The organism is Runella sp. R5_40, from assembly GCF_057652295.1.
In genome coordinates this window covers 265,438-290,390 of the sequence record NZ_JBYFCH010000007.1, presented here as the reverse complement: position 1 = coordinate 290,390, position 24,953 = coordinate 265,438, and the positions used below count along the sequence as shown (strand labels likewise).

The following is a 24,953-nucleotide window of genomic DNA, read 5'->3' as shown; positions in this document are numbered from 1 at the left end:
ACTTGGAAGGACTTATTTTTTCGACTTCAAAAGTCAGGGCTAAAGCCATTACTAGCGTTGATTTAGGTAAAAGCGTGGGGTTATTAAGATTTTATATACCAACTACTGTTCTTAATTTCTCCAACTTTTCTTGGTGCTGCGCTACTTCTATCAACAACGATGCATCGCTAGTCAACTTGGGTAGTTCGGCAATGTAGCTTTCCATTTCTTCCAACAGCGCTTTTTCGCTTGCTTCGTTTTCGTGGTGAACAAACCAGCCTATTTCTAAAAAATTGAGCAAGGTCAATGCCCGTTCGTGCGGGTAGTCTGCCGCCGTCCGTACGTCCAACGCCTCCCGATAAAACGACAGCGCTTTGGCGTGGTTGTCGCTTTGGGCAGCTTCGGGGTATTTGGTGAGGGCATTGGCGTAACTGTTGCAGATACGCGCGTATTCGTACGGATTGGTTTCGCGGGTAAAATAGCGGAGTGCTTCTTTGAAAGAACTTACCGAAACAGCCGCCCAAATCCCTTTTTTCTTGACTTCGTCAGGAATTTCGGAATAAATCACGCCCAAATGGTGATGAATTTCGGCAAACACCTCAGGCGCATTGTCGCGGGTAAATAGTTTGAGTGCTTCTTGGTAGGCTTCCATGGCAGGTTTCAAAAATTGCGGATTGCCATTTTGAGCCCATGTGTATAACAGTGTCCCTTTTCGGTAGTGCGCATTGGCTACCAGCTCGGGAATATCTTCTTGGCGTAATAACGCAATGGCTCGATTGATGTAACCCAACGATTCGGCAAAACTATCGGTCAAATTAGCAATTTGAGAAGCATCTGTGAGTAACAAAGCTGCTTGTGCCCCGTTTTGTCGTTGTTCATAATAGGAGACAAGAGTGGCCAACGTATTTTTGATTTGTTGGAGCAGCACCGTATCGTAAGGCACCTGTATTTTCTTTATCCAAATCGCACAAAGAACCGCCAATAATTCAAACTGTGCATCTTCGGAAATGGCCGTATCTCTGCATTGATTTACTAGCCACTCGGCTTCGCTCAATTCGTCCGCGTCTAACAAGAGCGAGGCATAATGTTTGCCCGTAAACGCCCGCCATTCATCATCGGGGGCCGCTTCGAGGGCTTTTTGGTAGTATTTCTTTATGGTAACGTAATGCACAAAGTGCGTCAATTCGCCATAGTGAGCCATGACGGCGGTGTTGTGCCAATACCGATACATTTCAAAGGACGGCAGCTTTGTGAACGGCTCCTCCGTGATTCTCACCTGCACCCCGTGTTGGAGGCAGTTGAGGGTGTCGATGTCCCGTAGAAGAAACGGGTTGAATTCGGCCAATTCGTACGCTTTCTCATAATTTCCGAGTTTGGTATAAACCACTGCCAACAAATTTTGCGTGCTAAACTCCAGAGGATAAGGGAGAAGAAAGGGCGGAGCTTCGTTGGCCCAATCAATCGGAATAAAAATTTCATGGTCACGTATTACCAAAAATCGGTTCGTGATTTCTTCCCCAATCGAAGGCATTTCTTTGACACTGACGACTTCGTTGAGGCGAAATTCGCTGTCAATAATGGCCTGTAAAGCAGGGAGTTGGTCAATTGAGGCAAATATCGAAAACATGTAAAGCGTTAGATTTAAGGGTTCCTCGGGCGTCGCGCTGCATTCCGCGCCGAAACAATTGAGCGTATAATTTAGCTTTTTCTTCGGTATCGTAATGGTCGAGCCTTCGGCATAAAAACTGAAATGGGTTTTGAACATACACATAGACCATGGTCAAATGCCAACGTCCTTTTCGGGTTTCGATTCGGTAACGTACTTCGGTCGAATGAAGCCAACGGTCGTTGATAAGTACCTCTAAATCTCTGTACAAACCTCGGATGTTGAGGGTAAAACCTGCGCGAGAATCGGGAAATGGGTTCACAGTCGTACGTTGATAATGCCCACTTGGGTAATGTCGTAAGCTAGTTCACGGTCGTGCTCGTCGAGCTCAAAATCAAGCAACAAGCCACGGAGGTAAAAAGCTTTGTCTCCAAGTAAGTTTTTGTCTTTGAGCGTTTGCCAATTCGTTTTATGGAGTTTTTCAAAAAACTGCTTGGATTTTCCTGCCAACAATAAGGTTTGCCGCTCGGGATAATAGACCCAATTGACCTGCGCTTCGTTTTCCAACACCGACTGCACCAACGCCACAGGCAGAATCAAATGCCCATTTTTAAGCTGTAGTGTCATACGTAGCTAATTCCAATTCGTTCAAAATCAACGCAACAACGCGGTCGCCTGCTTCACGAACGGGCTGACTCAAACCAATGTCAAGCCGAAGGTTGTCCACGGCAATCAAATACACCTGAATGTCGTCGGGGTAGGCTTCGCGCAAGATTTTTTTGGCGTACGACAGCGCTTGATCCCATTTTAAGCTGTGCAAAAACACCATCGGGTCATCCTGAATGTGTGCGTTGATTTCGGAGGCAGGCAGTCGATACAACGTTCCTGGGGTTTCTCCCGAATTGACCACGGCATCCACCACGATGATTCGTTCGTGACCTTGTAAGTGAAAGAGCACCTCAAAAGCTGAAGTGCCCATGTCAAATAAACTTACCTGTTCATTTTCAGCGAATTGGTTTTTGAGTTGTTCAATTACAAAGCAGCCGACTCCGTCGTCGCTTCGGCACGGGTTCCCAAACCCCATTATCGCTGTTTTTTTCATGTGATATGCAAAAGAAGTTCATCACAAAGGAATCAACGATGCAGCTCCAAGAACACAATGTTATTTTTCTCTTTGTGAACTTTGTGCGATTCTTTGAGTCCTTTGTGGTTAAAAAATAATTTACAACTTAAACTTCGCTAGTTCCTGACCACTTTTGCCATCGTGGGCGTGAACGGTACATACCAAGCACGAGTCAAACGAACGAGCCACCAAACCTACTTCTACGGGGTCATGCGGGTCTTCGATTTCGGTGCCTTCCAAGGCGGCCTCAATGGGTCCAGGGTTGCCCGTTTCGTCGTTAGGGCCTACGTTCCAAGTGGTTGGAGCCATCACTTGATAGTTTTTGATGACGCCGTTTTCAATTTCAATCCAGTGTGCCAATGCCCCACGCGCTGCTTCCGTAGCTCCCCAACCTTTGCCGTCGCGTTCGGTGGGTTTGATGTAAAAGTCGCCGTTGAGGTCCACTTGACGGAGCCATTCGTCGATCATTAAGTACAAACGAGGCGCTTCGTGCAAGCGTGCCAACGTGCGGGTAAACACACTTGGCCCCATTTTCTCCATAATATCCATGAAGAGTGGGTCTTGGAATTGGTGTGCTTTGTTGGCAGGATTGGCATTCATAATCACGCGCGACAAAGGCCCAGCTTCGGCCGCAAAATTCATGTAACGCGGTGCTTTCGACCAGCTGTATTTATCGTTAAAGTTGGTTTCGGCCAAGTTTTGCGACGGCAGTGGCGTTGGCAATGGTTCGTCCCAAGGGTGGGCGGCGGGTACATCGGCGTACCATGCGTGCTTGACGTGCTCTTGCACTTGCAAATGGTCTAATTCATAGTATTTTTTGCCGTCCCAAAAACCACCAGGACTAATCACGGCGTTATTACGGGTTTCAATTTTGGGCTGGTTCCACAAATCTTTGTGAATATAGGTACCAAACGCCACAAATTTACCTACCCCTTGTCCAAATTTATGGAGCCCAAACTCAATCCCTGCCCGAATGTACAAGCCCAAGTCGGAGTTGCGTTGCGATTCGTTTTCTTCGACCCACTCCATCAAATCGTCCCACGTTTTGATTTGCATGTAACGCTCAATCGAACAGCCCAAAAAGATGCTTTCGAGCCAATCTTTGCGGAATTGGTTCATGATAGCGTGGGCCCGCGTGATGTCTTTGAGGGTAGGGGCGCTCATCACCCCGCCTGGTACCATGTAGCTAGAGTGCGGCCATTGACCGCCAAAAAGTGCATACACTTGCACAGGTAGCGCGCTCGTGGTGACTCCCTTTTGGAAGGAAGTACCCACATACGCTGCCCAGCGTTTCACAACTTCGGCGTAAAGGGGTTTGTTCGCAAATTTTTTATTGGCCAAGTCGGTGGCAAAAATGGCGTAAAACCAACGCGGAATACTTTGGATGGTTTCGGTGGCTTGGCCCAAGGCACGAAGCAAGAGGGCATTCGGCGGCAAGGTGGTGCCCCAAGCGGTGTCTAAAGCCGATGAAGCACAGTACAAGTGCGAACCACCGCAAATTCCACAAATACGAGGGGTAACAATCAAGCCCGATTGGGGGTCTTTACCCGCCATAATTTGCTCAAAACCACGGAACATCGCCGCTTGCGTGTGGGCGCGGGTCACTACGCCATCTTCCATATATACTTTTACGTCGAGGTCGCCTTCTACCCGACCTACGGGGGATATATTTAGTTCTTTGGTGATTGCCATTGGAGTGTGTTCAAATTGAAGTGATAAAATGCGATTTGGGGAAACTATTTAGAACCTTGGCTGTGGGCTTTTTCGATACCAAGCCCGACTTCCACGGCGTGCATTGTTTTTTCAAAACCAGCGCGCATGTAGTAGCCAAGTTTGGAGTTGCCCGCAGGTACGTCTTGGGGCAAAAAGCCCAAATACTTGAGGGTTTTGAAGACACTTCCTTTGGCCAAATCGTGGTGCGGGAAGCCTGGTTCAGTACAACCTAAGCAGGGGTGGTTGGCGCGGGTTTTACTCGATTGACGGTTCCACAATATTTTGTTACAACTCGCCCGAGTCATGGGCCCACGGCAGCCCACTTCGTAGAACAAGCAACCGTTGCCTCGTTTTCCAAAACCTCCATCCACTTTATTGGCAAAATTGACAACGTTGGTACAGCCCGTTTGGACAAAATCGGTAAAGAACGTTTTGGGACGGTGGTAGTCGTCTAATAAAACATCCCCGATACGACCCGTAGCGATGGCCACCAAAATTTGCGTAATCCAGTCGGGGTGAGCAGGACAGCCAGGGATGTTGATGACGGGCAAACCACCTTTTGATTTGTAATTAGCCCCCAAAAAGCCACCTTTTTCTTTGCGCAAAAACTGTACGCCCGTCGATTCGCTGGGGTTGGGTTCCACGGCGGGAATTCCGCCCCAGGTGGCGCAGTCGCCAATGGCTACCACAAAACCCGCTACTTCCGATAACTCCTTTACCCAGTCCTTCATGGGGCGGTCGCAGAAGTAGTTCATCGTGCCTGTATTTTTAGGGCCTTTGATGATACTTCCTTCATATACCAAAATGTCGCATTGCACTTTTCCCTTGATGATGTCGTCGAGTAGCTCGGTCACTTGGTGACCAATCTCAAGCCCAATGGAAGGGTGCCAGAGAATATTGACGCCGAAATCGGTGACGAGGTCAACCACCGTAGGCTCTTCGGCATTTAAGAATGACATGGTATTGCCACTGCACGCGCCTCCTTGCAGCCATAGTACATTTGCCATAAGAAAAAATAGCTTAAGGGTTTTGGTTTGCTAAAATTGTACTAAAAAGTGAACAAATATAACCACTTCCGACTTTTTAGAAAATATTTTCTAATTAAATTTAGAAATTTTTTTCTAATTTAGAATAAACCTAAATATCGGTAGGTACATGTGCTTCACAAAGTAGCAGATGTACTACTGCAAAGACATGACATTGGTCAGGATTTGAAGATTAATTTTGAGAAAGGACGGGAGATATGAGCTCAAAGGTATCTAAGCCTTTTTGAGTAAAGTAAGGTTTTAAATGGTTCCACACGGCTGTCCGATAGCGCCCTTCCGTGACGGGTTTACGGCGTAGGGTTTGTTGAGGAATCCAAAAAACCAGCGTCATCCAAATCGACTCTGAAATGAGGTAGTACGTTCCTTGCGACGATTCGGGAAGGAGCTCGCCTCGACTGACGTGGAAGTCGATACGGTTTTTGATTTGCAAAATCATTTTGTTCATAAACATCTCCCATTCGGCTTGAATGTCGGGCAGGGGATGTTCGGCAGAAAACAAATCGGTAATGTAAAAACGGTAGGTTTTGAAAAATTCAAAATAGCCTGCCATCTGCCCGTCGAAATCGGCAAAAGAAGGTGTGAGAAGGTACGTACTGAGAAGTTGCCGAAATTCATCAAATAGTTTTTCGTAAACAGAAGAGACAATGGCCTCTTTGTTGCGAAAATGGTAGGCCAAATTACCGACGCTAATACCCGTTTCATCGGCTATTTGTTGAAGCCTGACACTTGCCACCCCATGCTCATTGAAGAGCTTTATGGAAGCTAGTACGATTTTTTCTTTGGTATTGTGCATGATAACTCGTGCGATGATGCTCAGTTCTGTGCTACAAATATATCATTTATACTGATTGCCTGCGTACCGCGCTGGTCTTTTGCCGCCAGTCGGCGCATCAAAGACGCAAACAAGGATGCCTTACGCGGGCACGAATACGAAGTGATTTGTCGGCGGATAAACCGCATCGGGTTGGTGGTATGGGCAAAGACCAAATTAACCTGCCATTCGCCTTTGTGTCGCGCGAGTTCCTCGATGACGGCCGTGTCGGCGAGCCATTCGTCTTTATGAAAAAAAGTAAAATCAGGGAGCGTACCGCGCTTATCGGTCACGTGCAGGTCGTTGAGCCTGCCCAATAAATGGGAGTACGTAACTTCGTCGATGCGAAAATAGGATTTCATCTTTGGCGCGTTGGTGAGTCAAAGATAGAAAAATCTTAGGAAGAGATACAAAACTGATGCCATCCATCACCGACGGTGTAGTTGATTTGTAAGTTGTAATTGGTACAAATTTCTTTGATGATGGCCAAGCCAAGCCCTACCGAGTCGGGGCCTGTGCCTTCTTTTTTAAAGCGTTCAAACAAGCGCTCGGGAGGGCTTACCAGTGCATGTCCCGTATTACTGAGGCAGATTTGTTCGGGCGTCGAATGTAACCGAATCTGTCCTTGAGCGTGGTTGTGTTTGATGGCATTGTTGACCAAATTATTAACCAAAGTTTCGGCCAAAGCGGGCGGTAATTCTACCACAAAAGGAGTATCGTTTTCGAGCTGGACTTCCAATTGTTTGTAGTGTATCATTTCTTCCATATCGCCCAACTTGTTGACCAGCAATTCGGTCAAATTGATGGTGTGGTTCGTCGTAAACTGGTGATTTTCAATTTTTGCCAAAAGCAACAGCCCTTGATTGAGCCGAGCCATGCGCCGCGAGGCTTGGTAAATATCTTCAATCAAGTGGGTTTGGGTTTCGGAAAGTTTGGCGTGTTGAATCAACTGTTCGACTTTGGCATTGATGAGTGCCAATGGCGTTTGGATTTCGTGCGAGGCATTTTCGGTAAACTCCTTGAGGCTTCGGTAGTCGTGTTGCATTTTTTCGCCCATTTTTCGGAATACCTCGTTCAATTCTTCAAATTCGTCAATTTCGGGCTTGTCCAACTGCAAAGGTTTTTCGTGGGTGAGGTCAAAGTTTTTCATCCGTGAAAGGGTTTCGTAAAACGGATGCCAGATTCGCCCCGAAGATTTTCCCTGAAACCAAAAAGTCCCTATCAACAACAGCACCAGGCAAACCACCATGGTTGCGGTGATGATTTCAATCAGTCGGAAGGTTTGAATGAGCGATTTACGAATGGTGACTTCACGCACCACACCACCGATGGTGGCATAAAACGTAAGTTGCCGAAAAGGCGTAAGTTCGTCTTCGTAACGGCTACGCATCAGGGTGTCCGTAAAAAACTCCGCAGCTTGGATGGGGCCAGTGACGGGCGAGACTTCGATTTTGTTTTCGACAAAATAGCCACTCGACCAGTTGTCGTGGATTTTGAGGTATTGCTCAAAGTCACGTTTTTCGACCTTCAAGCGGTTTTCTACTTCATCATAAATAAGGATTTTAATGACTTGGTAGAAGGCCAGTCCCGCAAACAAATAAATGGCCGTTGAGAATGTTAGATAAATGCGGTTGGTTTTGGTTAATAGTTTCACGAAAGCCCAAATTTATAGCCAATTCCATAAACCGAACGCACGTAGTCGGTACAGCCTTTTTCGAGCAATTTTCGCCGAAGATTTTTGATGTGTGAGTAAACGATGTCCAATGAGTCAACGGAGTCGATGTTGTCCCCCCACAAATGTTCGGCAATGGATGCTTTGGTGAGCACCACGTCCACGTTCGACAAGAAATATAGCAATAAATCGTATTCTTTGCGCGAAAGTACGGCCAATTGCCCTTTTACATAGACTTTTCGGGAAGCAGGTTGGACCAAAATTTCGTGAAACTCAATTTCGGTATGTCCACTAAAGTTGCGGCGCCGAATCAGCGATTTGACGCGGGCGTTGAGTTCAGACAAATGAAAAGGCTTGGTCAGGTAGTCGTCCGACCCAATTTCTAGCCCCTTGATTTTATCTTCTAGGGCATTGCGGGCCGAAATAATAATGACGCCCGTGGTTGTAAGCATTTTTTTGAGCGATTGAATCAGTTGAAACCCATTGCCGTCGGGCAAGTTCAAATCTACAATAACACAATCGTAGTCGTATAAATAAATCCGCTGGTCGGCCTCCAAAAAGGTGCCTGCGGTTTCGCACACAAATCCTTCTTTGATCATGTATTCGCTGATGCTTTCAGCCAATCCTTTTTCGTCTTCAACAACCAGTACTTTCATAGACGTATTTGATTCAACAAAACAAAGGTAGAAGTCAATTCTGGAAACATTTAGACAAGGTACTTTTTTGTCGAGGTTGAGCGCATTAAAAAAAGTAGCCTCAGCAAGGTTACTTTTTTTAATGCGCTCAACCTGTTTTTTGCCCTAGATTCCCATTTTTCCTAAATGTTTCCAGAATTGGGCTATTGTTTTGTGAGCTATTACTGATAACCGCACTTCCACTACGTTGGTTTCTATGAAAAAAGGTATTAGCTACATTCGGCCGTTGAGCCAGGTTTTTGGGTTGGTATTGCTGGTGAGCCAAGGGTTTTCTGGGCAAGCACAAACACTTTCGCTGTCGCAAGCCATGGAGCAAGGTGTTCAAAATTACCCTTTTTTGAAAGCAAAGCAGGCCGAAGCCAAAAGTATAGAACGACGAGTGCAATTGGCAAAAACGGAGTACTTGCCTTCCATCGTGGTGCAAGACCAATATACCTTTTCGACCAACAACAGTATCCACGGTTCGTTTTTTCCAAACGAAGGCACGACCATTTCTACTTCTGGGGGGATTCGCCCAGAGCCTGTCTATCAACCCACCACGGGGAGTTTTGTGAGTGCTGTTATTGACTGGCGAGTTGTCAATTTTGGCAGGGTAAAAGCCAACGTGGAGGTCGCTCAGGCAGATTGGAAGCGGGCGCAAGCGGACTACGAAAATGAACTTTTTCAACACCAAATTCGGGTGATTGATGCGTATTTGTTACTTCTCATTCAGCAAAAACTGGTTGAGGTACAGCGCACTAACCTCGACCGCGCCCTGACCTTCAAGCGGGTGATCGACGCAGGCGTACAGTCGGGGATGCGCGCGGCGGTCGATAGTTCCTTGGCCACGGCAGAGGCAGTTCGGGCGCGGTTGTCGTTGCTAGAAAGCCAGCAGCGGGCACAAGTTCAGCGATTGCGCCTTTCGGAACTGGTGGGTGAGGTTCAAAAAAATCTTCAGGTGGACAGCCTTGGGTTTTATCGTACACTTCCCCAAACTACGTTTCTTTCGGATTCACTTTCACCCAAAAATCCTGTTTTAAAACTTTTCCAAACCCAACTTAGCCTTTCGGTGGCGCGCAGCAATGCCATCAAACGTTCGGGACTACCGTTCATTTCGCTGGTAGGGGCTGCTTGGGCGCGGGGTTCGGGGGTGTCAAATGCCGCTGATGTAAGCGATGTCGCCGATTTTAGCTTTAGCCGTGGGTTGGGCTATCAAGTTTCCAACTATTTGGTGGGCGTTGCCGCACGGTGGAGCATAACAAACATGCTGAGGGTGAGGCAAGAATATAAAAGTGAACAGTGGCAGATAGACCGTTTTAGGTATTTGTACAACGAGCAATCGCTGCGCATCAATCGCCAAAACCAGGAGGCCGATACGCAACTGACAATGGGGCTGGAATTGGCCAAACAAGCGCCTATTCAACTCAAAGCCGCCCAGCAAGCCTACAACCAAGCCAAGGCCCGTTACCAAAGTGGACTAACGGATTTGCCGACGTTGTTTCAAAGCTTTGTGACGCTCAACCGCGCCGAAATCGACGGCTACGTGGCAACCAGCAATGCGTGGCGCTTTTTACTGTTGAAAGCCGCCGCCGAAGGCGATTTGTCCCTGTTTATGAATCAAGTTAAGTAAATCAAACGCACCATAGAAGTATGTATCAACTCATTCGTTCTGCCTTGCGGAAACCCATTTCAGTGGTAGTGGGCGTGTTTGGCATCCTGTTTTTTTCGGTGATGTCATTGTTCACTATTCCTGTTGATATTTTTCCCAATTTGGATTTGCCGACCATTTATGTGGTGCAACAATACGGCGGTATGGCTCCCGATCAAATGGATGGTTTTATGGCTACGCGTTACCAAGACCACTTTTTGTACGTATCGGGGATTCGGGATGTGGAAGTAAAAACCATTCAAGGGCTATCGTTGATTCGCCTTCAATTTTATCCAGGCACAGACATGGCCCAAGCCGCCGCCGAGGTGGCCAACAACGTGTCGCGGGCCAAAGCGTATATGCCAGAGGGGACGGTGCCGCCGCAAGTGGTTCGTTTTGATGCGAGTTCGGTGCCCGTGGGTCAGTTGGTTTTTGAAAGTAAAACCCGTTCGCTCAACGAAATTCAAGATTTTGCCTCGTCGCGGGTGCGCCCCATGTTTTCGCGGATTCCTGGGGTGTCGAGTCCGCCGCCTTTGGGAGGAAACCAGCGCACAATTATCATCAAAGTAAATCCGCAATTGGTACGAAGTTATCAATTGACGCCCGACGAAATCATCAAGGCGATTGTGACCAATAACCAAATTTCGCCCGCAGGGAATATTCGGATGGGAGAAAAAACGCTGATGACGCCCGTTAATTCTTTGGTGAAAAAGCCCGAAGATTTTTTGGACATCCCGATTCGCGTAGGAGCGGGGCCAACGGTTTTTGTGCGTGACATTGGCACGGTGGAAGACGGCGCAGACGTGACCGTTAGTTATGCCCTTGTCAATGGCCGCCGCGCTGTGTATATTCCTGTGGTAAAAAAATCGGATGCTTCGACGCTTGACGTGGTGAACAACATCAAAAAAGCGCTCCCCGAACTTCAAAACTCTATCCCCGAAGACGTCAAGATTTCGTACGAGTTTGACCAGTCGGTGTATGTAACAAACGCCCTCAAAAGCCTCGTAACGGAAGGAATTTTGGGCGCAGTGCTGACGGGGTTGATGGTATTGTTATTCCTGCGCGATTGGCGGAGTGTGATTATCGTCGTCGTGACCATTCCAATTTCGGTATTGTCGGCCGTGATTTTATTGAATTTGGCAGGACAAACCATCAACATCATGACCTTGTCGGGATTGGCGTTGGCCGTTGGGATTTTGGTGGACCAAGCCACGGTGTCGATTGAAAATATTCACCAGCACCTCGAAATGGGCAAACCCAAAGCAGTGGCTATTTGGGAAGCCTGTAAAGAAATTATTTTTCCCGAATTTCTCATTTTGATGGCGATATTGGCCGTGTTTGCGCCTGCTTTTGTCATGAGTGGCGTGCCTCGGTCGATGTTCTTACCGTTGTCGTTGTCGGTGGGATTTGCCATGATTGCTTCCTTTATTTTGTCGCAGACGTTTGTGCCCGTATTGGCCAATTGGCTGCTCAAAAGCCATCCTTCGCACGAACCTGCCACCTTGGCCTTGGATGCCCAAGAAACCCAAACGGTGATTTATGAAGGCACACATCCCGACCCCAAAGCTACAGGATTTGAGAAGTTTAAACAGCGTTATTCTGCCTTGCTCAATCGCGCTTTAGGAGGCCGTAAGTGGGTTGTAGGGGGCTATTTGGTGGGAAGCGTGGGCGTGATTGTGTTGTGCTTTTTGTGGATTGGAACCGATATTTTACCCCATGCCAACAGCCATCAGTTTCAGTTGCGGCTGAGCGTGCAAGATGGAACGCGGGTTGAGCGCACGGAGTTGGCTACGCTCAAAGTGTTGGACATTATAAAATCAACGGTTGGGGAAGAAAACGTTGCCATTTCGTCGGCCTACGTCGGAACAGTTCCTTCAAGTTACGGCACCTCCAACATTTTTGTGTTCAACAGCGGGCCGCACGAAGCCGTCATGCAAGTATCGCTCAATGAGGCACACCACGTCAATATGGACGAACTGAAAGAAGAATTACGAGAGAAAATTCGTAAAGAATTACCTGCGGCCAAGGTGTCGTTTGAGCCCATTGAGTTGGTTGATAAAATTATGAGTCAAGGTTCGGCAACGCCCATTGAGGTGACGGTAGCGGCCAAAGATTTAAAAGAAGCAGGGCGTTTTGCGGGAAAAATTCAGGACGAGATGAAGCGAATTCCTTTTTTACGCGACGTGAAAATTGCGCAACCGCTGGCGTACCCTATTTTGAAAGTCACCCTCGACCGCGAGCGTGCGGGGCAATTGGGCGTGACTTCTACCCAAATTGCTCGTTCGATGGTGGCAGCGACTTCGTCCAGCCGTTTTACCGATAAAAACCTTTGGCTCGATGACTCGAAAGGATTGGCGTATCAGGTGCAGGTACAAATTCCCGAATATAAAATGACCACCCCCGAAGACATCGGGAACATTCCGTTGCGTAGCGGAGCCATGCACCCTTTATTGTCGGACGTGGCTACTTTTTCGGAGGAGACGGCCCCAGGTCAATACGACCGCGCAGGGCCTAACCGCTTGGTGACAATCACGGCCAATTTGCACAACAAAGACTTAGGCTCGGCCCAAAAAGCCGTACTCAAAGCCATCAAAGAAGCAGGTGAACCACCGCGCGGCGTGCAGGTGGACATGCGTGGCCAAACCAAATTGCTGGGCGACACCCTCACCAGTCTTCAAACGGGTTTGCTGGTCGCGATTGTGATTATTTTCTTGCTTTTGGCGGCCAATTACCAGTCGTTCAAACTGTCACTCGTGATTTTATCGGCCATTCCTGCCGTGGTAGCGGGGTCGTTGCTGATGTTGTTGGCTTGCGGAGCAACGCTCAATCTCCAGTCGTACATGGGCTTAATTATGTCGGTAGGAGTATCCGTAGCCAATGCCATCTTGATGGTGACCAATGCCGAAAACCTTCGCTTGACCCTTGGCGATAGCCGTAAAGCGGTGATGTTGGCCGCTAACAGCCGTATTCGTCCCATTTTGATGACCAGTATTGCGATGATTGCGGGGATGCTTCCGATGGCGTCGGGCTTTGGAGAAGGGGGCGACCAAATTGCTCCTTTGGGACAAGCCGTTATTGGCGGGCTGATAGCCTCCACGCTCGCGGCTTTGCTCATTTTGCCTTGCGTATTTACGCAATTTCAGCACACCGCCACTACCCAGTCGGTATCGCTTGACCCTGAAGATCCTGAAAGCAACTATTACAAATCCTCGTTGACCCCAACTATATGAAATCGTATCGGACCCTCTTAGCGCCATTGGTGGCGGGGGCAGCTATTACTGCCTGTTCTACCGAAGCCAGTGAAGAAAAAAAGAAAAGCACCGCGCCTGAAACCCAGCAAGTAGAAGTGGTGGAGGTACTGGAAATGCGTCCTGAGAAAAACATTGTGCTACCAGGTGAACTGAAACCTTGGAACCGAGTGAGCTTGTATGCCAAAGTGAAAGGTTTTGTACGGGCGGTGCAAGTAGATCGCGGGTCGTGGGTGCGCAAAGGACAAGTTTTGGCGCAGTTGGATGCGCCCGAAGTGCTGTCGGAAGTGAGCCAAGCGCAAGCACACGTACAGGCACAAGAAGCCGTTTTGATTGAACAAACAGCGCGTTTTCGCGCGAGCAAACAAACCTACCAACGGCTTTTGCAAACCAACAAAGTAGAAGGTGCCGTCTCGCCGCATGAACTCGAACAAGCCCAAGCAAAAATGCTGGCCGACAGTGCGATGGTAAGTGTGGCCAAGGGAAATGTCCAAGCGAGTCGTTCGACGTACCAAACCAAGACCGAATTGCGTCAATACTTAACCATTACCGCGCCCTTTGATGGCATTATTACGGAGCGGAACATCAGCGCGGGGGCGTTGGTAGGGGCGGGCGACAGCAACGGCAAACCGCTGTTTGTGCTGGAAGATAGTCGAACGTTGCGTCTGACGGTAGCCATTCCCGAAAGCTATGCCAATCAGCTTCCTGACAAGAGTTCGGTGTCGTTTACGGTCAATGCCATTCCTGAACAAACTTTCAACGCAAACTTGGCGCGGAGTGCGCAAAGTTTGGTGGAAGCCAATCGCTCAATGATGGCCGAGTTTGATTTTAACAACCAACGCAATTTGTTGAAATCTGGCATGTATGCCGAAGTGAAATTGCCCGTGGAGCGGACGATGTCCACACTATTTGTGCCTAAAACGTCGGTGGTAAGTTCGACCGAAAAAACGTTTGTGATTCGGGTAAATGACAATAAAGCCGAGTGGGTGCCCGTGGAAAAAGGCAATGTGCTCGATAGTTTGGTTGAAGTATTTGGAGGGATTCATTCCAAAGAAACCATTGTGCGCAAAGCGTCCGAAGAAATCCGTAATGGACAATCTATTAAAATAAGCAAAAAATAATGCGTTATCCCGCCCTTCTGTTCACACTTTTGTTAGTAGTTTCCCAAAGTTGCGCGCCAACGCACTACCGCCTGATTTATCGCGAAGAGAACGATACCCAAGTTCATCCCGAGCTTCGGGCGGTGCAGCTGCGTTGGCAATCGCAACGAGTAGTTGTGAAAACTTTGTCGGGCAAAAAGCAGCAAATAAATGCCAATAAAGTATGGGGATACGAAGAAAAAAATGGGAAACGATACCGATTATACCTTGATCAGTTTTATGAAGTGGTTCAATCTGACGGTATGACGATTTATTGTCGGCATAATTTTGGTGAAGGTAGTACAGATGAGTATTTCTTCAGTACTACTCCCAACGAAGAACTGCTGTATTTGAGCGCACGTAACTTAAAAAAGGCGTTTGCGACCGACGAATGTATGCTGGATTTACTCCAACAACTGCCCACTAAAAGTTGGTTAAAAACCAATAGCAAAGGGTCGTTGCAGCTTTTGGATGCCTATAATTATTGCCAAACTCCTCATTCGACCGTCACTTACAAGGTACGTTAGGCTAAGGCAAACTTCTTGCCTGGCAAGCTTCGGAGGTATCCTTGCAGTTCTAAATTTAGCAAAAGTGGGGACAACTTTCCCAAATGAATTTGGCTTTCCCACGCGAGTTCGTCAATCTGCATTTCTCCCTTTTGGCGCAGAAGCGACACGATGGTGCTTTCGACTTGGGTAAAATGCTCGGGAAGAGGGGGAGGAGTGGTGGAGGCAGTACCATCTGGAAGCCAACTGAGGGCATCCATCAAATCGTCCACGCCCGTAAAAATCTGTGCCTTGTGCGTGCGAATGAGCTGATTGCAACCCGTAGAATACGAATTGGAGAGGTTGCCTGGAACGGCAAACACGTCGCGGTTGTAATTGTTGGCGTATTCGGCCGTGATGAGTGCGCCTCCTTTTTCGGCTGCTTCTACGACAATAATGGCATCAGATAAGCCTGCAATAATGCGGTTTCGGGCAGGAAAACGCATAAAATCAGGCTTGGTACCTAACGGATATTCCGTCAAAATTCCCCCATTGACCTGCATTTCTTGGGCGGTTTTGGCGTGAGTTGAAGGGTAAATAAGGTCAATCCCCGTGGCCATGGCTCCGAGGGTGGGCACGCGGAGCTTGACACAAGCGCGGTGCGTCGCGATGTCGATGCCATAGGCCAATCCACTCACAATCGTCACTCCTTTGTTGGCCAATCCTTCCACAATCTGCTCGCAGGTATTTTTGCCATAATCGGTTGCTTTGCGGGTTCCGACCACCCCTACAAACCGACCTTCGTTGAGGTTGAAATTCCCCTTCCCGTACAGTAACACAGGGGCGTCGTAGAGCGATTTGAAACGCGTTGGAAATTCGGGGTCAGTATAAAAAAGTAACTTCCCATCGACGGATGCTAGTTTTTTGAGCTCATTTTCTGCTTCTCGAATGCCTTCTTTTTGGAGTATTATTCGCGCCGTTGCTTCCCCAATTCCATTGACCCTCGTTAGGCTTTTGAGGTTGGCTTGAAAGATTTTTTGGGCACTTCCGAAGTGGGCAATCAATTGCCGAATGAGGACACTGCCAAGGCCGTTGGTCAAATGAAGCGCAAGTTGGTAGATTTTTTCGTCTGACATGAAAGAAGGAAGTTATACCTGTTTTTCATTGGACGAGGGGGACTTTGTTGGGTTAGTTTTTGTGCGGGTATATTTAACGAAATGGCTGAAATGTTTTATGAAATGGCTTATTTTCTTTTTGAAATGGCTTATTTGTTGAATAAAAAAAGCGGGTTAAATACACTGTAAGCTAAGTTTCTTTTACTATTACCCGCAGATTGAAAGTCGCAGATGACGCAGATTAATGACAATATAAAGCCTTTTTTCAGCGACAATCTGCGCTTATAATTCTGCGGCTTTCTGCGGGTAAAAAATAAAGCTATTTACTTAACACTGTATTAAAAGTAACCCGCTTCACTATTTAATTCCCACCACCTAAGTGCGCACAGTTGACCAACTTATGAATGCCATCGTAAGCTACGGGTACTTTTTCGTATTCGTACGCGATTCGAAGCGGACGAGTGTGGTTGTTGTCGCCCATTGCTACGTCCACATCGTCCATCGTAAACTGAGAAGGGTGCTCGTAGCCGCAGGCAATGGAAATCTCTAGCACTTCTTTGGTGAGGGTTTTGGCATAATTGTAAAAACGCTCGCTTTTGAGCGTAGGGTCAACCCCTGCTTGCAACCATTTGTTTTGGGTGGCGATACCCGTTGGGCAGCGGTTGTTGTGGCAGACTTGGGCTTGGATACAACCGATAGAAATCATGGCTTCGCGGGCAATATTGATGACATCGACGCCCATCGAAAAGGCCATAATGGCTTGCGCAGGTAAGCCCAGTTTGCCCGAACCAATGAACGTAACGCGGTGGGTAAGGTTGTGCTTTTTGAAAATTTTATACACACTCGAAAACGCATACACCCACGGTAGCGAAACGTGGTCGGCAAACGACGGTGGTGCCGCCCCCGTTCCTCCTTCTCCACCATCAATGGCAATAAAATCGGGGCCTTTGCCCGTTTTTACCATCAATTCGGCCAGTTCTTCCCACATTTCTAGCTTCCCAACGGCGGCTTTGATGCCCACAGGAAGTCCCGTCGCGTCGGCCATGCTTTCGATGAAGTCAATCATTTCGGGAATGTTGGAAAATGCACTGTGCGCTGCGGGCGAAATCACATCTTTTCCCAGTGGAATATGGCGGATATCGGCGATTTCTTGGGTGATTTTTGACGCAGGCAATACGCCCCCTTTTCCAGGTTTTGCCCCTTGCGAAAGTTTCAACTCCAACATCCGAATAGACGGATTATTTTTGGTCAAATCCACCAGTTTTTGCATCACAAAATTCCCATCGTCGTCGCGGATGCCAAAGTAAGCTGTTCCTATATTTAGCACCACATCGCCGCCTTTGTTATGGTAGGGCGAAAAACCGCCTTCGCCCGTGTTGTGGTAGCAGCCAAACTTGGCCGCTCCTTTGTTCAACGACTCAATCGCACGCGCTGATAAAGACCCAAAACTCATGCCCGAAATATTAATCACCTGCTTAGGACGATAAGGCTTTCGGCGATTGTGTGGTAAGCCAATCACTTTGGCCGAAGGCAAAACGTACGGATTTTCGCGGTAAGGGTGGTCTTTGGGAAGGCGTTTGGTGAGCAAAGCGGGCTTGATAAAAATGTACCCTGCTCCATTCACGTCTTGGTCTGTTCCAAAACCTTGAAAATTGTTTTCGCGTTTGGACGAAGCATAAATCCACGACCGCTGCCGACGGTTGAAGGGAAGTTCTTCGCGGTTGTTGGCCACGATGTACTGCCGAAATTCAGGCCCAATGGTTTCAATCCAATACCGTAGGTGGCCCACCACGGGGAAATTGTGTTTGATGGTATGTTTTTTCTGGTTAATGTCCCGAATGGCAACAATTGCGAGAAAAACAATAGGCCAACACCACCAAGGAATTTGTCCCAAAAAATCAAAAATTGTATTCATGGATATGGAGTTATTAGGGTTGATGATTTGATTCTACTTTAATGCTTCGTAGGCTATTTTACCGATTTCTGCAATGATTGTTTCGGCCCTGTTGAGGTCGGTACCACGTACAAATACGGATATTACAAATGGTTTTTTGGTGAAAATAATCCCTGCATCGCCCCTAATATAGGTGAGGGTTCCCGTTTTATGGGCAATGCCTACTTGCCGAGGAATGAGGGATGGCAAGGTGCTAGTGTCTTGATTGTCAAGCAAAAATGCCACCATCAAATCACAAAGCGCGGGCGTGGCCACCTTACGTTGGTAAATAAGGCTGAGTAAACGGTTGATTTCGATCACATTTACGTAATTTTCAATGCCTTTGGCCACGGCGGCGGTGTCCATCATCACGCGATTGAGTTGGAGATTGGGAAAGCCAAGCGTTTTCATCCGTTCGTTCACGGCTTCGCGCCCTACTTTCCGAATCAAGATGTTGGTTGCCGTGTTGTCGCTTGCCACCATCATCTGGTGGGCAAGTTGCTCGTAGGTAAAAGCTTTGCCTTCACGTTCCTGAAAAATAGTCCCTGCTCCGCCTACTTTGTCGGCGTTTTGAAGGGTATAATAGTCGGTAAGTTCAAAGCGCTGGGCTTTGACTTGCTCCATGATTTCGACCAAAATGGGGATTTTAATAATACTGGCAGAGGGCACCCGTTCGTCGTGTCCAAGGCTTGCATAACGTTTTCCTTCAAGTGATTCGACGCGGTAATTGACCTTTACCGAAGTGGGTAACTTCGCAAGGTAGTCGGCGAGGTGTTGCTCAAGGGCGGGGTGTTGAGCATGAACCGAAGTGAGGCTGGCCAAGAGCACAAAAAAAATAAGTTGTCGCATTAGAATATCTGATTCTGGCGACAACTTACACAGTCCTCCTATAAAAATCAAGCCTTAGGCTGTTTCTTGTAACGAGGAAACTTCCTTGAGCGAAAAATGATTTTCCAGGTCTTTGCCAATAAACAGTCGGAATTCGGTTTTGAATTTGCGGTAATTATCGTGGTAAAAATCCATCTTTTCCCGCAGATAGACCTGCGTCGCCCAAATGTCGTCGTTGTATTGAACCGTTTCGTTTTTCAGGGCGATGGCCATGACGTTTTCTTGGGCATGAATCTCGCTTTTGAGGGTATTGTTGATGCGTTTAAAATGCTCCATTTCGCGCGAAATACGCTGGAGCGTTTCGGCAAAATCTGTCGCTAAGTCAGTGGGTAAAATGACCTTCATTTCGTCGAGCAAATGCGCAAAAATGGTCACTTCTTCGTTGACAAAATCAATTTCTTTTCCCCAAAGCCGATGTTCAAAATGAAATCGTTGGAGGTCGAATTTAGGATTCTTGGCCATGGTAGTTTTTGTCTTTTAATTTTCTCAAAATCACCCATTTTTATTGATATTTTCCATGAGAAAAGTCATACATCTGGTTGAGAAAAGTCACGGTGAGGCTTTTAAGAAAAATAAACCGAAGCTTTGTCCACCTAGCAGACAAAAAATCGTTGTAGTTTTACGTTAACTCACAAACGATAACCTCTTCTTTATAACCATGTTTCGACCCTTTTTTTTCTTTTTCTGCGCAAGTTGGCTGTCGTTTAGTGCGGTAGCCCAAAATATGAGCAACGTAGCTCGGGATATGATGAATACCGAAGGACTAAAGGTGCCACTCAACGCCAACGTGGGGCTTTTTGGCATCAAAGGGCCGCGCGGGGAGGTGTTCGGAAATCCGTATCTCGATTCTACTTGGAAAGAAGGTAGCATTAAGTTATTTCAAAAAATTGGGCCTCCTGGCCGCGAAGGCGATAGCATTGCTAACGTACCAATTCGCCTCGATTTGTACGCCAACGAAGTCGAAATCAAAACGCCTGCCAACGAAATTCGGGCGGTGAGTGGGAGCATGGTGCGCTTTTTTACGATTGAAGGGGCCGAACGCCGCGTGTTTATGAATGCGCGACAGTTTCGGGCGGAAGAGCCCGTGCAAGGATTTATGGAATTGATTGCGGCAGGACGAATCTCGTTGGTAGAATATACCAAACTAAACATCATTAAGCCCACCTTCAACGAAGCACTTGGTACGGGAAGTCGGGATACCAAAATTTCAAAAAGCCCGCAGTATTTCGCCGTTCGAGGCAACACGTTGTTTCAGATTGGCACATCAAAAAAGAAACTATTGGAAGCTTTGGGAGACCGCGCCGACGACGTTGAAAAATTTATCAAAACCAACGACCTAAGCATAAAATCGCGGGCAGATATGGCCAAAATTTTTGCCTATTACAACAACCTGTAACGCCCAATGACGGGGTAGTGGTCGGAGTAAGGAATGTCTCTTCGGGTCTGGAAGTCGATGACTTCCAGCTTTTTTTTGTCAAAAAATTGGTTGTCGATTCGGATAAAGCGTGGCGTATTGCGGTACGAGAACCCAAATCCGTGGCCTTTTTCTTCAAAGGCATTGGCGAGCATAGACCGAACTTCGCCATAGACATAGCCGTACGGAATCTCGTTGAAATCGCCACATACCAACACAGGATGGGGACTTTTTCGTATCCATTCAAGCAACACATCAGCCTCTTCGGAATGGTGGATAAATCCCATTTTGAGGCGTTGAGTTACTTTTTTAGCTTCTTTTTTGCCTTGTTTATAGTCTTTTTCGAGGTACGCTTCTTTCAGTCCACCAAAGCGAACAATCATCGAACGCAAGTGCAAGTTAATGACCCGAATGGTGTCTTTACGAACCACAATGTCGGCAAAAAGCAAGCCATTTTGGTCATGAAATTCAACCTCTCCACGGTCGATGATGGGGTATTTTGACAAAATCGCCAGCCCCATGCAGTGCTGTTCGCGGGGAGCTATGTCGGGATGCAAAACGGTATAATACGGATAGCCTGCTTTTTTGAGTTGTTTTAACGTATTCAAATGGGGGCGCGTATCGGAGTTGTAAAATTCCTGATAACACTGGATGTCAGTGTCCAGCCCTTTGACCCACTCCAGCATGGCTTGGTTGTTTTCGGGGTGGATGTTTTGAATAAAATTGTAGGCGTCAAACGACATGACGTTGTACGACAAAACCGTCAATTCTTGTTTCTCAGGTACGGGAGGCGCGCCCCAAGAAAATTGAAAAGTGCGGCTCCAAAAGGGAAAACTCAGCAACAGTGCGGCGCCTGAAAGGGCTATTTTGGAAGATTTGCGAAGGGCGAAAAAAACAAAGAAGACCAGATGAATGAGTAGTAACACGGGCAAACTCATCATTAAAAAGCCCGCAATCCAATGCCCTGTGAACGTAAAGAAAGCAAGCCCATATACCAATAGCGTATAAATAAAGAATACTTGGTGAAGTCGCCAAAAGAAAGAAGTTGTGGATTTCATTGCGTAGTTTTAGGGCTGTTTTTCGCTTTTGAGTACAAAGTAAACACTTCCTATGAGAAAAATTATTGCATTTGGGGCACTAATACTGTTAATAAACGCCTGTAATTTCAATTCAAAGTCAGAAGAGGAACGACTTGCGCAGAGTTATTGTGGTGGTTGTCACGAGATGCCTTCTCCTAGTTTGTTGGACAAAAAAACGTGGGAAAAGGGGGTTTTACCCCAAATGGCGCTTCGGTTGGGAGTAGAACCTGCCCCAACAATGAGCGTGTATGGAGAGTTGTCAACCGACGAAATTATTGCATTTACGCAAGCGAATATTTACCCAGAAACCCCCATTCTTTCCAAAGAAGAGTGGGAGAAAATTGTAAAATATTACCTTACCAATGCCCCCGATAAACTTCCCGATTCGTCGAAAAATTACCCCATTTCAAGTGATTTGACCTTGTTTGCTCCCAAAACGGATGTTCCAGACGTAGAAAAACTACCGATGGTGTCGATGCTAAAATTTGATGACAAAACCCAGAAGTTGTACGTCGGTACGCGCACGGGAAAGATTCATGTTTTGGATGGGCAATTTAAGCGAACTGACTCCATAACCGTGGGGTCGGCGCCATCGGATGTGCACTTCAATACCGATGGAAGCCTCAATGCGCTGGCGATGGGCATCATGGATCCCAACGACAAGATGACGGGGACAATGGTTCAGTACAAAAAGGCGGCTGATGGAAAAAAATGGGATTCAAAAACCTTGATTTCTAACCTTCGTCGGCCAGTGAGTCAGTACGTTACGGACGTGGATGGTGATGGCCTCAACGATATGATGGTGTGTGAGTTCGGGTTTCATTTGGGACAATTTTCGTGGTACAAACAACTGCCTAATCATACCTATCAAGCGTTTCAATTGGACGCGTTGGCAGGGGCGCGGGTGGTTCATCCTTACGATTTTAACCGCGACGGCAAGCTCGATTATTTTGTGTTGCTGGCGCAAGGTGATGAACAAATGGCGGTCTATTACAACCGTGGTGGTGGACGTTTTGAAAAACAAATACTGCATCGTTTTCCGCCCGTGTATGGCTCTAGCTACGCCGAATTGGCCGATTTTAACGGCGACGGAAACATTGATATTCTTTATGCCAACGGCGACAATGCCGATTATTCCATGATTTTGAAACCCTATCACGGGATTCGTATCTTTTTAAACGACGGTCATTTACACTTCAAAGAAGCGTACTTTTTTGGCTTAAACGGTGCCGCAAAGGCCCTTGCTGAAGATTTCGACAAAGACGGGGATGTGGACATTGCCGCGATTTCGTATTTTCCCGCCAAACCCCAAGAAGGATTTGTGTTTTTGGAAAATCAAGGTAACCTGAAATTTAAAGCCAAAACCTTTGCCCAGCCCCGCCAAGACAAGTGGATGCTGATGGAAAAAGCCGATTATGACCGCGACGGCGATACCGACCTCTTGCTCGGCTACCTCGAACGCCCCCCTTATCATAACCCTGTCAATCAGTCGTTAAGGGGACTTTGGGTGTTGGAGAATAAAAAACAACAATGACATTTATCATTACTTATTTAGCATAAAAGTGCTGAAAATGTGACGGTTATCCTGTACTTCGTTAGGGATTGGTTTGTACATTTGGGAGGATTATTTATTCCTCTTTTTTGACCAAAATGTCATCAACCATTCACTTTCTCTTATGAGCACTTCATTCAACCTTCTCCAGTACGGCATTAAAAACAAAGAGACGATTCGCAATGCGTCGCCCGCTCAGTTGTACCAAATGGCCATTTTGTACGAAAAAGTGGCGGCTATTTCGGATAAAGGCGCGTTGATGCTCGATTCGGGCGAAAAAACGGGCCGCAGTCCCAAAGACAAACGCATCATTGAACGCCCCGAAAGTGTCAATGATATTTGGTGGGGAAATGTGAACATCAAGATGGATGAGCATACGTTCAACATCAATATTCAGCGGGCCATCGACTACTTTAATACCCGCACGCGGATGTATGTCGTGGACGGGTTTGCGGGTTGGGATGCCAAGTATCGTATCAAAGTACGGGTAATTTGTACGCGTCCTTATCATGCCTTGTTTATGAACAACATGCTGATTCGACCAACGCAAGAGGAACTAGCGACCTTTGGCGAGCCCGATTACGTGATTTACAACGCGGGTGAGTTTCCAGCCAATCCCTATACTACCCACATGAATTCGCGGACGAGCATTGATTTGTGTTTTGAACGGAAGCAGTTTGTGATTTTGGGAACAGAATATGCGGGGGAAATGAAGAAAGGGGTGTTCACGATTATGAACTATATCATGCCCAAAATCGGCGTGTTATCCATGCACTGCTCGGCCAACGAAGGCGCTGACGGCGATGTTTCTTTGTTTTTTGGCTTGAGTGGAACGGGAAAAACAACCCTTTCTGCTGACCCACATCGCCAATTGATTGGCGACGACGAACACTGTTGGTCGGCCGATGGGGTGTTTAATATTGAAGGAGGGTGCTATGCCAAGGCCGTCAATTTAAGTGCTGAAAAAGAGCCCGAAATTTTTCAAGCCATTAAGTTTGGTACGGTACTAGAAAACGTCGTCTATGACCCGATAACGCACGAAGTTGATTACGACGACACCTCCATTACCGAAAACACCCGCGCTTCGTACCCCATTGAGTTTATTCCAAACGCTAAAATACCGTGCGTAGGTGGTCATCCCAAAAACATCATTTTCTTGACCTGCGATGCCTACGGAGTACTTCCTCCCGTTTCTAAACTGACACCTGCGCAGGCCATGTACCATTTTATTAGTGGCTATACGGCCAAAGTAGCGGGCACTGAAATGGGGGTCACTGAGCCAACAGCGACGTTCTCGGCTTGTTTTGGGGCGGCGTTTATGGTGTGGCACCCGAGCAAATACGCAGAATTGTTGGCCCAAAAAATCCAAGAAAATGATACCCATGTTTGGCTAGTCAACACAGGCTGGACGGGTGGAGCCTATGGCGTGGGTTCACGGATAAAATTGCGCTATACCCGTGCCATTTTGGACGCGATTCATAACGGCGAATTGGCCAATGCACCCACGGTCGTCGATGCTATTTTTGGGCTTGAAATTCCAACATCGTGCGCTGCTGTTCCGAGTGAATTATTGATTCCACAAAATACGTGGGCAAGCCATGAAGACTATGTAGCAACGGCGAAAAAATTGGCATCACTTTTTACCAAAAACTTTGAAACCTATAAAGACGGTTGCTCAGAAGAAATCATTCACGCAGGACCATTAGAGAATGTCGAGGGGAGAGTGCAGAGTGTCGAATAGAATTAAGTGCGTCGGGATGCTCTTGTGTGTCGGGATGCTCACATCCCGACGAGTGCGTACTGTGGAGAGGGATGCTCACATCCCGAC

General features: G+C 47.3%; 22 protein-coding genes. 7 read left to right on the top strand and 15 right to left on the bottom strand.

Annotation, left to right across the window (positions count from 1 at the left end):
• Positions 1-91: 91 nt before the first annotated feature.
• From AC23N5_RS15495 to AC23N5_RS15450, 10 genes are all read right to left on the bottom strand, one after another.
• The gene (locus AC23N5_RS15495) at positions 92-1,606 is read right to left on the bottom strand and encodes a hypothetical protein (RefSeq protein WP_487756283.1); all 1,515 of its coding nucleotides are present in this window, start codon (positions 1,604-1,606) and stop codon (positions 92-94) included.
• Positions 1,581-1,907, bottom strand: coding sequence for a hypothetical protein (locus tag AC23N5_RS15490; protein ID WP_183979196.1), 327 nt, complete (start codon positions 1,905-1,907; stop codon positions 1,581-1,583). The genes AC23N5_RS15495 and AC23N5_RS15490 overlap by 26 nt, the downstream gene beginning before the upstream one ends.
• On the bottom strand, positions 1,904-2,212 hold the full coding sequence (locus AC23N5_RS15485; RefSeq protein ID WP_487756282.1) for a hypothetical protein: 309 nt from the start codon (positions 2,210-2,212) through the stop codon (positions 1,904-1,906). The genes AC23N5_RS15490 and AC23N5_RS15485 overlap by 4 nt, the downstream gene beginning before the upstream one ends.
• Positions 2,196-2,687, bottom strand: a complete 492-nt coding sequence (locus AC23N5_RS15480; RefSeq protein ID WP_183979191.1) for a hydrogenase maturation protease — start codon at positions 2,685-2,687, stop codon at positions 2,196-2,198. The genes AC23N5_RS15485 and AC23N5_RS15480 overlap by 17 nt, the downstream gene beginning before the upstream one ends.
• A gap of 120 nt (positions 2,688-2,807) precedes the next feature.
• Complete coding sequence (locus AC23N5_RS15475) at positions 2,808-4,400, bottom strand: nickel-dependent hydrogenase large subunit (protein ID WP_028526813.1); 1,593 nt, start codon at positions 4,398-4,400, stop codon at positions 2,808-2,810.
• A gap of 44 nt (positions 4,401-4,444) precedes the next feature.
• Complete coding sequence (locus tag AC23N5_RS15470; RefSeq protein WP_183979189.1) at positions 4,445-5,428, bottom strand: NADH-quinone oxidoreductase subunit B family protein; 984 nt, start codon at positions 5,426-5,428, stop codon at positions 4,445-4,447.
• A 211-nt stretch (positions 5,429-5,639) separates the two neighbouring features.
• On the bottom strand, positions 5,640-6,260 hold the full coding sequence (locus AC23N5_RS15465) for a TetR/AcrR family transcriptional regulator (RefSeq protein ID WP_183979187.1): 621 nt from the start codon (positions 6,258-6,260) through the stop codon (positions 5,640-5,642).
• A gap of 20 nt (positions 6,261-6,280) precedes the next feature.
• A complete protein-coding gene (locus AC23N5_RS15460) occupies positions 6,281-6,640 on the bottom strand; it encodes a hypothetical protein (RefSeq protein WP_183979186.1) in 360 nt (119 codons plus the stop codon).
• Between the two features lie 35 nt (positions 6,641-6,675).
• The gene (locus AC23N5_RS15455) at positions 6,676-7,932 is read right to left on the bottom strand and encodes a sensor histidine kinase (protein ID WP_487756281.1); all 1,257 of its coding nucleotides are present in this window, start codon (positions 7,930-7,932) and stop codon (positions 6,676-6,678) included.
• A complete protein-coding gene (locus AC23N5_RS15450; RefSeq protein WP_183979184.1) occupies positions 7,929-8,606 on the bottom strand; it encodes a response regulator transcription factor in 678 nt (225 codons plus the stop codon). Before AC23N5_RS15450 ends, AC23N5_RS15455 begins: the two co-directional genes overlap by 4 nt.
• Before the next feature lie 235 nt (positions 8,607-8,841).
• On the opposite strand from AC23N5_RS15450, the gene AC23N5_RS15445 reads away from it, so the two are divergent.
• Genes AC23N5_RS15445 through AC23N5_RS15430 form a run of 4 tightly spaced genes read left to right on the top strand, consistent with a single transcriptional unit; the run spans position 8,842 to position 15,186 of the window.
• Positions 8,842-10,254 carry a TolC family protein gene (locus AC23N5_RS15445; RefSeq protein WP_487756280.1) on the top strand — a complete coding sequence of 471 codons (1,413 nt, stop codon included), beginning with the start codon at positions 8,842-8,844 and terminating at the stop codon, positions 10,252-10,254.
• Between the two features lie 20 nt (positions 10,255-10,274).
• Positions 10,275-13,502: an efflux RND transporter permease subunit gene (locus tag AC23N5_RS15440; RefSeq protein ID WP_487756279.1), complete on the top strand. Its 3,228-nt coding sequence runs from the start codon at positions 10,275-10,277 to the stop codon at positions 13,500-13,502.
• Positions 13,499-14,641 (top strand): efflux RND transporter periplasmic adaptor subunit, encoded by a 1,143-nt coding sequence (locus AC23N5_RS15435; RefSeq protein WP_487756278.1) that lies wholly within the window; start codon positions 13,499-13,501, stop codon positions 14,639-14,641. Before AC23N5_RS15440 ends, AC23N5_RS15435 begins: the two co-directional genes overlap by 4 nt.
• Positions 14,641-15,186, top strand: a complete 546-nt coding sequence (locus tag AC23N5_RS15430) for a hypothetical protein (protein WP_183979178.1) — start codon at positions 14,641-14,643, stop codon at positions 15,184-15,186. Before AC23N5_RS15435 ends, AC23N5_RS15430 begins: the two co-directional genes overlap by 1 nt.
• On the opposite strand, the gene dprA is transcribed toward AC23N5_RS15430, so the two are convergent.
• The 4 genes from dprA to AC23N5_RS15410 form a co-directional block, all read right to left on the bottom strand.
• Positions 15,183-16,280 (bottom strand): DNA-processing protein DprA, encoded by a 1,098-nt coding sequence (dprA, locus tag AC23N5_RS15425; RefSeq protein ID WP_487756277.1) that lies wholly within the window; start codon positions 16,278-16,280, stop codon positions 15,183-15,185. The genes AC23N5_RS15430 and dprA overlap by 4 nt on opposite strands.
• Before the next feature lie 340 nt (positions 16,281-16,620).
• Positions 16,621-18,174: an FMN-binding glutamate synthase family protein gene (locus tag AC23N5_RS15420; RefSeq protein ID WP_183979174.1), complete on the bottom strand. Its 1,554-nt coding sequence runs from the start codon at positions 18,172-18,174 to the stop codon at positions 16,621-16,623.
• 33 nt (positions 18,175-18,207) lie between these two features.
• The gene (locus AC23N5_RS15415; protein WP_487756276.1) at positions 18,208-19,041 is read right to left on the bottom strand and encodes a serine hydrolase; all 834 of its coding nucleotides are present in this window, start codon (positions 19,039-19,041) and stop codon (positions 18,208-18,210) included.
• Between the two features lie 54 nt (positions 19,042-19,095).
• Positions 19,096-19,542: a hypothetical protein gene (locus AC23N5_RS15410; RefSeq protein ID WP_183979170.1), complete on the bottom strand. Its 447-nt coding sequence runs from the start codon at positions 19,540-19,542 to the stop codon at positions 19,096-19,098.
• A 196-nt stretch (positions 19,543-19,738) separates the two neighbouring features.
• On the opposite strand from AC23N5_RS15410, the gene AC23N5_RS15405 reads away from it, so the two are divergent.
• Positions 19,739-20,476 carry a hypothetical protein gene (locus AC23N5_RS15405; protein WP_487756275.1) on the top strand — a complete coding sequence of 246 codons (738 nt, stop codon included), beginning with the start codon at positions 19,739-19,741 and terminating at the stop codon, positions 20,474-20,476.
• Here the strand turns inward: AC23N5_RS15405 and AC23N5_RS15400 are convergent.
• Positions 20,461-21,552, bottom strand: a complete 1,092-nt coding sequence (locus tag AC23N5_RS15400) for an endonuclease/exonuclease/phosphatase family protein (protein ID WP_487756274.1) — start codon at positions 21,550-21,552, stop codon at positions 20,461-20,463. The genes AC23N5_RS15405 and AC23N5_RS15400 overlap by 16 nt on opposite strands.
• 52 nt (positions 21,553-21,604) lie before the next feature.
• On the opposite strand from AC23N5_RS15400, the gene AC23N5_RS15395 reads away from it, so the two are divergent.
• Both AC23N5_RS15395 and pckA read left to right on the top strand, forming a co-directional pair.
• A complete protein-coding gene (locus tag AC23N5_RS15395; RefSeq protein WP_487756273.1) occupies positions 21,605-23,107 on the top strand; it encodes an FG-GAP repeat domain-containing protein in 1,503 nt (500 codons plus the stop codon).
• A gap of 142 nt (positions 23,108-23,249) precedes the next feature.
• Positions 23,250-24,866 carry a phosphoenolpyruvate carboxykinase (ATP) gene (pckA, locus tag AC23N5_RS15390; RefSeq protein WP_487756272.1) on the top strand — a complete coding sequence of 539 codons (1,617 nt, stop codon included), beginning with the start codon at positions 23,250-23,252 and terminating at the stop codon, positions 24,864-24,866.
• Positions 24,867-24,953: the final 87 nt, after the last annotated feature.